Source organism: Nocardia sp. NPDC004123, from assembly GCF_053603795.1.
The window spans coordinates 256280-267389 of sequence record NZ_JBSGGG010000013.1; the positions used below are offsets into that span (position 1 = coordinate 256280).

11 protein-coding genes are annotated in these 11110 nt (G+C 68.6%); 5 read left to right on the plus strand and 6 right to left on the minus strand.

The window, feature by feature from the left end; genetic code table 11:
• Positions 1-116 precede the first annotated feature (116 nt).
• Positions 117-725 carry a PPA1309 family protein gene (locus tag ACWEQQ_RS20870; protein ID WP_452339045.1) on the plus strand — a complete coding sequence of 203 codons (609 nt, stop codon included), beginning with the start codon at positions 117-119 and terminating at the stop codon, positions 723-725.
• Between the two features lie 6 nt (positions 726-731).
• Here ACWEQQ_RS20870 and ACWEQQ_RS20875 read toward each other — a convergent pair whose 3' ends face one another.
• Positions 732-1757 (minus strand): YlbL family protein, encoded by a 1026-nt coding sequence (locus ACWEQQ_RS20875; RefSeq protein WP_452349341.1) that lies wholly within the window; start codon positions 1755-1757, stop codon positions 732-734.
• An 85-nt stretch (positions 1758-1842) separates the two neighbouring features.
• Between ACWEQQ_RS20875 and ACWEQQ_RS20880 the strand changes: the two genes are divergently transcribed.
• From ACWEQQ_RS20880 to ACWEQQ_RS20890, 3 genes are all read left to right on the plus strand, one after another.
• Positions 1843-3255: a zinc-dependent metalloprotease gene (locus ACWEQQ_RS20880; protein WP_452339044.1), complete on the plus strand. Its 1413-nt coding sequence runs from the start codon at positions 1843-1845 to the stop codon at positions 3253-3255.
• A gap of 111 nt (positions 3256-3366) precedes the next feature.
• On the plus strand, positions 3367-4227 hold the full coding sequence (locus ACWEQQ_RS20885; protein ID WP_452349342.1) for a TOMM precursor leader peptide-binding protein: 861 nt from the start codon (positions 3367-3369) through the stop codon (positions 4225-4227).
• A gap of 44 nt (positions 4228-4271) precedes the next feature.
• On the plus strand, positions 4272-5660 hold the full coding sequence (locus ACWEQQ_RS20890; RefSeq protein WP_452339241.1) for an ABC1 kinase family protein: 1389 nt from the start codon (positions 4272-4274) through the stop codon (positions 5658-5660).
• An 81-nt stretch (positions 5661-5741) separates the two neighbouring features.
• Here ACWEQQ_RS20890 and ACWEQQ_RS20895 read toward each other — a convergent pair whose 3' ends face one another.
• The 3 genes from ACWEQQ_RS20895 to ACWEQQ_RS20905 form a co-directional block, all read right to left on the minus strand.
• A complete protein-coding gene (locus ACWEQQ_RS20895) occupies positions 5742-6083 on the minus strand; it encodes a WhiB family transcriptional regulator (protein WP_379379392.1) in 342 nt (113 codons plus the stop codon).
• A gap of 112 nt (positions 6084-6195) precedes the next feature.
• A complete protein-coding gene (locus ACWEQQ_RS20900; RefSeq protein ID WP_452349343.1) occupies positions 6196-6558 on the minus strand; it encodes a hypothetical protein in 363 nt (120 codons plus the stop codon).
• Positions 6559-6711: 153 nt separating this feature from the next.
• A complete protein-coding gene (locus ACWEQQ_RS20905; RefSeq protein WP_452349352.1) occupies positions 6712-8868 on the minus strand; it encodes an ATP-dependent DNA helicase UvrD2 in 2157 nt (718 codons plus the stop codon).
• A 90-nt stretch (positions 8869-8958) separates the two neighbouring features.
• Here ACWEQQ_RS20905 and ACWEQQ_RS20910 point away from each other — a divergent pair, with 90 nt between their 5' ends.
• On the plus strand, positions 8959-10176 hold the full coding sequence (locus tag ACWEQQ_RS20910) for a low temperature requirement protein A (protein WP_452339042.1): 1218 nt from the start codon (positions 8959-8961) through the stop codon (positions 10174-10176).
• On the opposite strand, the gene ACWEQQ_RS20915 is transcribed toward ACWEQQ_RS20910, so the two are convergent.
• Both ACWEQQ_RS20915 and ACWEQQ_RS20920 read right to left on the minus strand, forming a co-directional pair.
• On the minus strand, positions 10139-10600 hold the full coding sequence (locus tag ACWEQQ_RS20915) for a MarR family winged helix-turn-helix transcriptional regulator (RefSeq protein ID WP_452349353.1): 462 nt from the start codon (positions 10598-10600) through the stop codon (positions 10139-10141). The two genes, ACWEQQ_RS20910 and ACWEQQ_RS20915, sit on opposite strands and share 38 nt — an antisense overlap.
• Positions 10600-11025 (minus strand): EVE domain-containing protein, encoded by a 426-nt coding sequence (locus ACWEQQ_RS20920; protein ID WP_452345676.1) that lies wholly within the window; start codon positions 11023-11025, stop codon positions 10600-10602. Before ACWEQQ_RS20920 ends, ACWEQQ_RS20915 begins: the two co-directional genes overlap by 1 nt.
• Positions 11026-11110: the final 85 nt, after the last annotated feature.

The window sequence follows — 11110 nt, forward strand, 5'->3', positions numbered from 1 at the left end:
GATGATGCGAGTTGGTCCCAGGGGACCGTTCGCGCCCCACTCTACGTAAAACGCCCGCCGCGCGGCCGAACACCTGCCGCGTGGGCCGGACATGAGCGGGATGCGAGGATTGCCGGGTGAATCCTGAGCAGTGGGCGGCCTCGGCCCTGTACCGGTGTATCCGGGAAGTCGCGGAATATGTCGACGGCGAAGGCTGGGACCGCCCGCCGCAGATGTTCGCCCTGGTACCGACCGCGGACCTGGCCGCCGCCGAACCCGCGCTGCTCGATCAGCTGGACGAGCAGAACGCCCTGACTCCCATTGCGCAGGAACCCTTCCCCGAGGACATCGCGGGCGAGGCCGACGCCATGGCGCTCGACGAATTCCTCGCCACCACCAGCTGGCCGCCGTCGGTCGAGGGCTGTGTACTGGTACAGCAGATCGTGGTGCTGCCGCCGGCCGCCGAGCAGACCCTCGACGATGCCATCGCTCCCCTGCTCGCCGACCGCGACGCCGCCGACCAGGCCGCCCGCCGCGCGGCCATGACCCACGCCGAGCGCCGCGACGCCCGCCTGTTCGTCGGTGTCCTGCGCGACGGCACCTCGCTGTCGCTGCTGCAGGTCCGGCCCAGCGAGGAGAACGAGGATCCTTTCGGCGACCTCGATCTGCGCACCGCCCCGAACCTCGCCCCGAATCTGGTCGAAGCCCTGCGCCACACGCTGGAGAACGATCCCGACGACTTCTGAACGAGGTCAGCCGCAGCTGGTGACTTCCTTGCCCGCGTTGATGTCCTCGAGCGATTGGACTGCGCCGGACAGGTTTTCGACCTTGACCAGGCGCAGGCCCGCGGGCGTGCGCTGAGCGGCCTCGTTGCAATTGGCGGCGGGGACCATGAAGGTTTCGGCACCGGCTTCGCGGGCGGCGATCATCTTGTACTGGATGCCGCCGATCGGGCCGACCTTGCCGTCGGGGTCGATGGTGCCGGTGCCCGCGACGAACTTGCCGCCGGACAGGTCACCGGTGGTGAGCTTGTCGACGAGGGCCAGGGTGAACATCAGCCCCGCCGACGGGCCGCCGATCTCGCCGAGGTTGAAGTCGACCTTGATCGGGCCCTTGTTGACCTCGTCGGGAGTGATGCCGAGGTAGCCCTTGCCGGAATCGTCTGGGCGCGCGCCCAGGGTGATCTCGGCGGTCTGCTCGACGCCGTCGCGGCGGACCACCACCGGGATGGTGGTGCCGGGCTTGGCCGAGGAGACCGCGGTCACAACGTCTTTGGTGGTGGCGATCGGCTTACCGTCGATACTGACGATCTCGTCGCCCTTCTTCAGAACGTCCTTGGCCGGACCGTCGTCGGCGACATTCGCCAGCTGCACCGCGGTCGGCAGCTTCAGATAGTTGAGGGCCGCCAATTCCGCGGAGTCCTCGGAATCCTTGAACTGCTGCTGATTGGATTTGTCGACATCATCACGCGACTGTCCCGGCGGATAGACCTCCGCGCGCGGCACCAAACCGTGCTGGCCGTCGATCCACAAGCCGATCGCCTCGAAAATATTCAGCCGATCGCGAACGGAGACGGTCGTCATATTGAGATTGCCGGACACCGGTTTCACCGGCGCGCCCTGCACGTCGACCACCTGTTTTCCGTCGACTTCGCCCAGCGTATTGAAGGTCGGCCCTGGTCCGAGCGCCACGAACGGAACGGTGACGACACTGCCAAGTATGCCCAGCGCCAGAATCGGGACCAGAGCGGCGAGCAGGGTGAATATCCGACGGTTCACGCGGCCAAGGGTACTGGTCATCGAGGCCATTGCCGCGCTCCGCTCGGCGGTTCGCGTGGTCCGCGGCTCCAGTACCGTAGTGGGTATGAGTGATTTTCCGTTCGGATTCTCGAATCGCGACGACGATCCGGAGCGCAAGCCCGGGGACCAGTCCAGCGATTCTGGTGCGAACAACCCGTTCGGATTCGCCATGGGCGGTCCGGGCGGCGGCGGATTCGATCCCTCGCAACTCGGTCAGATGCTGACGCAGCTGGGTGCCATGTTCTCGAGCATGGGACAGCCGGGCGCACAGACCGGTCCGGTCAATTACGACATCGCCAAGCGGCTGGCCCGCCAGCAGCTCGGGTCCAGTGTCCCGCCCGTCTCGTCCGGCGCGCAGAGCGCGGTCGCCGACGCGGCGCACCTGGCGGAGCTGTGGCTCGACGCCGCCACCACCTTCCCCGCCGGCGCGACCAAGACCGTCGCGTGGACCGCCAACGACTGGATCGAGGAGACGCTGCCCACCTGGAAGCGGCTGTGTGATCCGGTGGCCGAACAGGTTTCCGGCATGTGGACCGCCACACTCCCGGCCGAGGCCAGGGAATTCGCAGCGCCGATGTTCGGAATGCTCGGCCAAATGGGCGGACTCGCATTCGGTTCGCAGCTGGGCCAGGCCCTGGGCCAGCTCGCCAAGGAGGTGCTGACCTCCACCGACATCGGCCTGCCGCTGGGTCCCGACGGCACCGCGGCGCTGCTGCCCGCGGCCATCTCGGAATTCAGCGCCGGGCTCGAGCAGCCGGAGAGCGAGATCCTGGTCTACCTGGCCGCCCGCGAAACCGCGCACCAGCGGCTGTTCGCGCACGTGCCGTGGCTGCGTCAGCAGGTGCTGGGCGCGGTCGAGGACTACGCGCGCGGCATCAAGATGGACTTCTCGGCCATCGAGCAGGCCGCCCAGAACCTGGATCCCATGGCACTGGCGCAGGATCCGTCGAAGCTGGAAGAGCTGCTGTCGCAGGGCACGTTCGAACCGCAGACCACCCCCGAGCAGAAGGCCGCGCTGGAGCGGCTGGAGACGCTGCTGGCGCTCATCGAGGGCTGGGTGGAGACCGTGGTCACCGACGCCGTGAGCGATCGGCTGCCCGGTGCGGGCGCGCTGGCCGAGACGCTGCGCCGTCGTCGCGCCACCGGCGGGCCGGCCGAGCAGACCTTCGCGACGCTCGTCGGTCTGGAGTTGCGGCCGCGCAAGGTGCGCGAGGCCGCGGCGCTGTGGCGGCGGCTGACCACCGACGCCGGGCTGGAGAAGCGCGACGGCGTGTGGGCGCACCCGGACCTGCTGCCCGACTCCTCCGACCTGGACGCCCCGGCGGGCTTCATCGATTCGGTGCTGGGCGGCGGCGCGGCGGTGTTCGACGATCCGCTGGCGCAGCTGGCCGAGACGGAGGCGCGGGAGCGCGCCGAAAAGGAAGGCAAGGGCGAGGATGCCACCGGCGACAAGCCCGAGGGCGATGCCACCGCCTGACCTGTGGATGGCCGCAAGGCCCCGACCCGAGTTGTGGATAACCCGTGAAAGCGCTGATGAACAAGCGTTTTCGCGGGTTTCGGCGTTTCCGGGAGCATGCACGCTGATGGCATGACGACTGTGCTGCCGACCCGTGGACCGATGCTCCATCCCCGAATCACCGTGCTGGTGCGCCCGAATGGTGCGGTCCAGCTCGGCTGGGATCCCGAGCACGCGGTCATCCTGCAACCGCCGGGGCCGATCGAGGCGGTGCCCGCGTTGCTGCGGCTACTGGACGGGTCCCGCACCCAGGCCGAGATTCTCTGGCAGGCCCGGGAATTGGGATTCGGGACCGATATCGCGCAGTCGCTGCTCGAGCAGATGGCGGCCGCGGAGCTGCTGGCCGCGGATGGGCCGCGCGCACGATTGCGGAAGGTGCGGGTCCATGGCCGCGGGCCGCTGGCGGACGCACTGCTGGACGGCCTGCGCCGAATCGGCCTGCGGGCCAAGCACTCCCACGCGCGCTACGGAGAGCCGGGCATCGAGAGCCTCGAGGCGGATCGGCCGGATCTGCTCGTGCTGTCCGACACCCTGGTCCCGGATCCGGCCCTGGTGGCCGCGCTCATGCGCCGCCGCATTCCCCATCTGCAGGTCCGCATCCGCGATGGGCGCGGGATCGTCGGCCCGCTGGTGCTGCCGGGCGAAACCGGTTGTCTGCGTTGCGCGGACCTGTATCGCGCCGAGTCCGAACCGGCGTGGCCGCAACTGGCGGCGCAGTTGCTGGGGCGGGTCGGGTACGCGTCCCCGGCGGGGGTGGCCGTGACCGCGGCCCTGGCGCTGCAGGAGATCGAGACCGTGTCCTTCGGCCGGGCGGAGCACCCGCCGGCCACGCTGCATGCCACGCTCGAATGGGATCCGGAGATTCCGCACCTGGATCGGCGTCCGTGGCCCGTCCATCCGAGCTGCGGTTGCCGTGAAAGCGCGGTGGTGTGATGGAAACCACTATCGCCGCTAACCCGGAAGAACACCCCAATCCCATGGCGGACCGTCTGGGACATCGGCATGATGGGAACGTGTCAGAGATTGTGAGCAAGCGCTCTTCCCGCAATGCCAAGCTGGCCAAGATTCCACTGGGCATCGCAGGGCGGGCGGCCGTGGGTTTCGGCCGCAAACTTGCCGGGGGAGACAAACAGGAGATCAACGCCGAGCTGAATCAGAAGGCCGCCGAACAGCTCTTCGCCGTGCTCGGTGAGCTCAAGGGCGGCGCCATGAAGTTCGGTCAGGCGCTGTCGGTGATGGAGGCCGCCGTCCCGGAGGAGTTCGGCGAGCACTATCGCGAGGCGCTCACCAAGCTGCAGGCCGCCGCGCCGCCCATGCCGGCCGCGGCCGTGCATCGGCAGCTGGACCAGCAGCTGGGAACCGGCTGGCGGCAACGATTCCGGGAATTCGACGACGCGCCCACCGCCTCGGCCAGCATCGGCCAGGTGCACAAGGCGATCTGGTCCGACGGCCGGGTGGTCGCGGTGAAGGTGCAGTACCCGGGCGCCGACGAGGCGCTGCGCGCCGATCTCAAGACGCTCAACCGGATGGCGGGCATGATGAGCGCGCTCATTCCGGGCGCCGACATCAAGCCGATCCTCGCCGAGATCAGTGAGCGCACCGAGGAGGAGCTGGACTACCGGATCGAGGGCGGGCATCAGCGCCAGTTCGCCCGGGCCTACGAGGGGCACCCGCGCTTCCTGGTGCCGAAGGTGGTGGCCAGCGCACCGAAGGTGATCGTCACCGAGTGGCTGGACAATGCCACCCCGGTCTCGAAGATCATTCAGCGCGGCATGGCGGACCCGGACGGCACGGTCGACCTGCGCAATCGGACGGCCTCGCTGATGGGCGAATTTCATTTCAGCTCACCGTCGATCGCGGGCCTGCTGCACGCCGATCCGCATCCGGGCAACTTCATGGTGCTCGAGGACGGCCGCCTCGCGGTCATCGACTACGGCGCCTGCGCTCCCCTGCCCAATGGCTTCCCCAAGATCCTGGGCCAGATGGTGGCGCTCGAGGTCCAGCAGCGTTACGACGAACTGACGGCGCTGCTGCACGACAACGGCTGGGTCATCCCGGGCAAGACCGTCAGCATCCAGGAGATCCAGGACTACCTGCGACCCTTCACCGACCCCATCAAAACCGAAACCTTCCACTTCACCCGCCGGTGGATGCAGCGCGTGGCGGGCAAGGCCACCGACATCTCCAACGCCGACATGATGAAAACCGCTCGCTCCCTGCAACTCCCGGCGGAACACGTGATGATCTTCCGAGTCCTCGGCGGGTCGGTAGGGATCTGCGCCCAGCTCGACGCCGAAATCCCCTTCATGAAGCTCATGAACGATTGGGTCCCCGGCTACGTCGAGACCCTCCGCGCCGCTAGCTGAATTCCCCTGCGACGCAAAACGACCCGCCTACCGTCTGGTAAGCGGGTCGTATGCGTTCTACTCCCCCGGAAGCCGGGGCGATCATGCCACCGCGACCTTGCGCGGGCGGCCACGCGGGCGCTTGCGGGCGATCACGACACCCTGGTCGAAGATCTCACCGCCCCAGACGCCCCAGGGCTCACCGCGATCCAGTGCGGCCGACAGGCAGCCCTGGCGGATCGGGCAGGACGCGCACAGCGCCTTCGCCTCTTCCAGCTGGGCGGGGGCCTCGGCGAACCAAAGGTCCGGGTTGCCGACTCGGCAGGGCAGGGTGATGGTGACTCCCCGGCGGGTGCGGGTCGTCGTGTTGGCCACGGTGTTGCGGCATGTCACTCGTTCACGGATGACCGTGGTGGACACGTCGGGCTCCTTCAGCTCGTGCATCGGTCGTTCGGTGTTTCGCGAAACCGGTGCCGGTGGCTGCAGGGCCGATAAAACTTTGGCCACGGTTTCGCGGGGTTCGCGATCCGTGGCCAGGAGGTCTGGGAGTGATTCCCTACCTGAGTCGACTTCGGTGTCGACTCCTGATCACGGTCGCTGGGTCGGTAGTGCGGGGACGGGCTGCCAGCAGATGCACCGGACGCTCGGTTCCGGTTGCGACTGCGAGGGTTTCGACGGCCGCGTACACGGCAGCCGGGTGCCAGTCACCCTTGGGCTTGTCCTGCTTGATCACGATCTGCTGATCCGCTTGGGCTTTGCTTGCAAAGACCTGAAGACCAAGATCGCCATTCACGCCGGACATACGAATCCCCTTGGGCGCGAGGATCCCCCGGGAGACGGACACGACGGACATGACGCATGCCGTCGCCGGACGGCCGGCGATGCTGCCGGTCGAAACGAAGCTCGAAATGTTGTTCATCGGTCTGCCTCCCTCCTTCACTCGTAGCGATCAGTGCTTGGAACACGCGGGTTCTTCCCCGGTGCGTGAGAACCACACTAGGTATCTATACGGATGCGCACAACCTATTTTTGACCTGCGGTTTTAGGGGCTTGCGCACATTCTTCGCACGGACTAGGAAGAGTCCCGTAGCCGCGATCGGACGATCGCGAGGACATCCGCACCGTATGCCTGCAGTTTCTTGGCCCCGATGCCGGGAATCGCCACCAGGGCTCGGTCGTCGGCCGGGCGCTGTTCGGCGATGGCGGTCAGGGTCGTATCGCTGAACACCACAAAATGTGGCAGTGACAGCTCCTCGGCCTTCTCGCGCCGCCATTCCTTCAGTGCCTCGAGCAGTTCCGGGTCGATGTCGGCGGGGCAGCGGGAGCAGCGGCCGAGCATGGTGGCCTGCGTATTCAGCAGCGGCCGACCGCAAATGCGGCAGGTCGGGTGGACGCGCTTGGGACCGTTGCGGCGCTCGGTGGTGTGGGCGGCGATGCGCGAGGCCGGCGAGTCGTCGGGGACCAGGCCGATGAGGAAGCGGGAACGGCGGCGCACCTTGCGGCCGCCCGCGGAACGGGCCAGGGCCCAGGACAATTGGAGATGTTCCCGCGCGCGGGTGACGCCGACGTAGAGCAGGCGGCGTTCCTCCTCGAGGGCGGCCTCGTCGGAAACCGTTGCGTCCGGGCCGAGTACGTGCTGGATGGGCAGGGTGCCGTCGGCCAGGCCGACCAGGAAGACGGCGTCCCACTCCAGACCCTTGGCAGCGTGCAGCGAGGCCAGGGTGATGCCCTGCACGGTCGGTGGGTGCCGGGCCTCGGCGCGGGCGGCCAGCTCGCGCAGCAGGCCGGTCAGTTCCAGGTCCGGATCCTGTTCGGCGAGTTCCTCGGTGAGCTGGACCAGCGCCATCAGCGAGGACCAGCGTTCGCGGGCCTGGGCGCCGACCGGCTCCTCCTTGGTGAGCCCGACCTGGGCCAGCGCCGCGCGCACCAGGGTGACCAGCTGCTCGCCGCGGGCATCGGGCAGGTCGTCGCGGTTGGCGGCCGTGCGCAGCGCCGACACCGCCTGCCGCACCTCGGGCCGGTGGAAGAAGCCCTCGCCGCCGCGTACCTGATACGGGATGCCCGCCTCGGTCAGCGCCTGCTCGTAGACCTCCGATTGCGCGTTGATGCGGTAGAGGATCGCGATTTCCGCTGCGGGAATACCGCTTCCGAGCAGTTTGGCGACCGCCCTGGCGACGGCGGCGGCCTCGGCGGGCTCGTCGTCGAATTCGGCGAAGGTCGGTTCCGGGCCGTCGGCGCGCTGGCCGATGAGCTGCAGCCGGGTACCCGCGATGCGGCCGCGGGCCGCACCGATCACCCGGTTGGCCAGCGACACCACCTGCGGGGTGGAGCGGTAGTCGCGTTCCAGGCGGACCACGGTGGCGTCGGGGAAGCGGCGGGAGAAGTCGAGCAGATGGGCCGGGCTGGCCCCGGTGAAGGAGTAGATGGTCTGGTTGGCATCGCCGACCACGGTCAGGTCGTCGCGATCGCCGAGCCAGGCGTCGAGCACCCGCTGCTGCAGCGGGGTGACGTCCTGGTACTCGTCCACCACGAAACACCGGTAGCGGCCGCGGAACTCCTCGGCCACCGACGAATAGTCCTCGAGCGCGGCCGCGGTGTGCAGCAGCAGATCGTCGAAATCGAGCAGCAATCCGTCGGGGGTGTTCTTCAGGGCCTCGTAATAGGTGTAGACCGCCGAGACCTTCTTCGCCTCGTAGGGCACATCGCGGTGGCGGCGGGCCGCCTCGCCCGCATAGTCCTCGGGCGCGACGAGCGAGCCCTTGGCCCATTCGATCTCGCCGATCAGGTCGCGCAGGCTGTCGGTGTCGGTGGGCAGCCCGGCCCGGCCGGCGGCCTGGGCCACGATGGGGAACTTGCCGTCGATCAGCCGCCACGGCACCTCGCCGACTACCTGCGGCCAGAAGTATTTGAGCTGCCGCAGCGTCGCGGCGTGGAAGGTCCGCGCCTGCACCTGCCCGGCCTCACCGCTCAAACCCAGGGCCCGCAGCCGATTCCGCAGCTCCCCCGCCGCACGGGCGGTGAAGGTCACCGACAGCACCTGGTCGGCACGCACATGCCCGGCCGAGACCAGGTGCGCGATGCGATGGGTGATGGTGCGCGTCTTGCCGGTACCCGCGCCCGCCAGCACGCAGACCGGTCCCCGGGGTGCGCGCACGGCCGCGGCCTGCTCGGCATCGAGTTCGTCGAGCCGGAGCTGGGCCTGGGTGGTCGCGGCAGTCACGCGCTCCATCATGACAGTGCCCTCCGACAGGCGTGGTGGCCCTCCGCGCGGCGGCACGGAAACTGGACGGTTGAGAAAACGTCCGGTTAGCGTGCGGACGTGGTCGATGAGACGCGGGAGACGCATGAGACGCACGAACGTCATGCGAGTTGGATGGAATTGTTCTTCGACCTGGTGGCGGTCGCCGGGATCGGCCAGCTGACGCACCTGCTGCATCGCGGTCCGTCACTCGGCGACTTCGGGTTGTACGTGGTGCTCTACCTGGCGTTCTGGATGGTCTGGGCGTGCATCACGCTGTACGGCAATATCGCTCGGGACCAGGCGCGGGTGGTACTGATGCTGTCGGCCATGCTGGGCCTGGGGCTGATGGCCGCGGCCGTCCCCGGCATTCCCGACCGGCACGCCACCACCTTCGCGGCGGTCTACGTACTGGTGCGGCTCGGATCCGAACATCTGTGGGGTCGCGGCAAGATCGTGGTCGACTGGCCCACGGTGCAGCTCACCATCGGCGTGTACCCGTGGATCATCTCGCTGTGGGTGAGTGAACCGGCGAAGTACTGGCTGTGGGCCGCGGGCCTGGCGCTGGATCTGTGGATCATGTTCGCGGTCAGCGGCGAGCAGATGCTGGCCGAGGTGCGCAAGCGGCTGCGCGCCCGATTGCAGCGGGCCGAGCGCAACCCGCGCTTCGATCCCGATCGAGTGACGAAAATGGAAGCGGTGCACGCGGATCCGGCGCACCTGGGTGAGCGGCTCGGGCTGTTCGTGATCATCGTGCTCGGCGAGGGTGTCATCGGCATCATCGCCGCGCTGGGCGGACAACTGTGGACCGCCGCCGTGCTGGGCCTGGCCTTCGCCGCATTCGTGATCCTGGCCGGGCTGTGGGCGTTGACCCTCCTGTTCGGTTTCGTGCCGCGCCTGATGACCGAGTCGGTCGCCGCGGCCGACGAACCGTGGCAGCGCATCATGCTCACGCACTGCGGCATCACGGGCGGCCTGGCCACCCTCGCCGCCGGCCTGGGTCTGGCGATGGATCACCCCCACGGACATCTGAGCACCGGTGCCGGCTGGGCGTTGTGCGGCGGTGCCGCATGCTATTTCGCGGTCGTGGGCCTGAGCGGCGTGCGCAGTGGCGCGGGTTGGCGGTGGACCCTGGTCTGGCCGCTGCCCTGCACGCTGCTCGCCGTGCTCCTCGGCCTGTTCGCCGCACATCTGACGGCCCTGCCCCTGGTCTGCGCGGTGGCGGCGCAGGTGCTGTGGCCGCTGCTGTGGGAGACCTGGACTAGCCGCGGTCGCGGAGTTGGCGTAATGCCGCGGTGAAGCGGGGGGTGTGGTCGCCGAGGGGGGCGAAGAAGTCGCGGTCGCAGGTTTCGACGGCGCCGATCGCCCGATTGACCAGGGCCGCACCGGATTCGGTGGGAACGAGAGATTTGGCGCGGCGGTCGGTGGGGTGATCGCGCCGTTCCAGCAGGCCCTTCTGTTCCAGGGTGCGCAGCACCTGGGAGGTCATCATGGGGTCGGTGGCGGCGTGGTCGGCGAGGTCGCGCTGGGTGACGGGGTCGCCGCCCGACCGGCTGGTGAGCCAGGTCAGGGAGGCGAGCAGGACGAATTGGACGTGAGTCAGGTCGAAGGGGGCCAGTGCCGCGCGTTGCGCGGCCTGCCAGCGGTTGGTCACCTGCCAGAGCAAGAGACCGGGGCTTTCGTCGGCGTGCTCGAATTCGGTGCGCAATCCGTCATTCGCCATCACTGCCCGACCATAGCGCGGGAGATGCGGTCGAAATCGTGGGCGGTGAGCTCGACCAGGCCGCGGCGCAGCACGATCCCCCAGTTGGGGACGCTGGTCAGGTCGAGCTCGGTGCGCAGGTCGTCGATGGGGACCTCGCGGGCCGCGCGGTCGTAGTCGACCGCGCGCCGCCAGGGGCGGAAGCAGCCGCCCTGTTCCTCGACCTGCCAGGCCGGGCCATCGGCGACGGTGCCGATGGCGGTGAAGGATTTGATCGGTTCGCCCTCGCGCATGCCGGTGCGGGGCGAGTAGTAGACCAGTCCGTCCCCGGCCTTCATGCGTTCCACGGCCGCGCGCTTGCCGTGATTGGCCTGCGCGAAGCCGAGTTCCACACCCCGGCGGACATGATCGCGGGAGACGACCGCGAGCCAGTACCTGGTGCTCATACCAGCACCGCCTCGGCGGCCGCGACCAGCGCCTCGACATCGCCCTGCAGGGACTTGGCGAGATTACCGCCCATGATCTTGTTCC

Bases quoted from the DNA above. Each gene is read 5' to 3' on its own strand.
- ACWEQQ_RS20885 (WP_452349342.1), top strand. From the start codon at position 3,367: ATGACGACTGTGCTGCCGACCCGTGGACCGATGCTCCATCCCCGAATC.
- ACWEQQ_RS20905 (WP_452349352.1), bottom strand. From the start codon at position 8,868: ATGGAGCGCGTGACTGCCGCGACCACCCAGGCCCAGCTCCGGCTCGAC.
- ACWEQQ_RS20895 (WP_379379392.1), bottom strand. From the start codon at position 6,083: ATGCACGAGCTGAAGGAGCCCGACGTGTCCACCACGGTCATCCGTGAA.
- ACWEQQ_RS20880 (WP_452339044.1), top strand. From the start codon at position 1,843: ATGAGTGATTTTCCGTTCGGATTCTCGAATCGCGACGACGATCCGGAG.
- ACWEQQ_RS20915 (WP_452349353.1), bottom strand. From the start codon at position 10,600: ATGGCGAATGACGGATTGCGCACCGAATTCGAGCACGCCGACGAAAGC.
- ACWEQQ_RS20900 (WP_452349343.1), bottom strand. From the start codon at position 6,558: ATGAACAACATTTCGAGCTTCGTTTCGACCGGCAGCATCGCCGGCCGT.
- ACWEQQ_RS20890 (WP_452339241.1), top strand. From the start codon at position 4,272: ATGGCGGACCGTCTGGGACATCGGCATGATGGGAACGTGTCAGAGATT.
- ACWEQQ_RS20920 (WP_452345676.1), bottom strand. From the start codon at position 11,025: ATGAGCACCAGGTACTGGCTCGCGGTCGTCTCCCGCGATCATGTCCGC.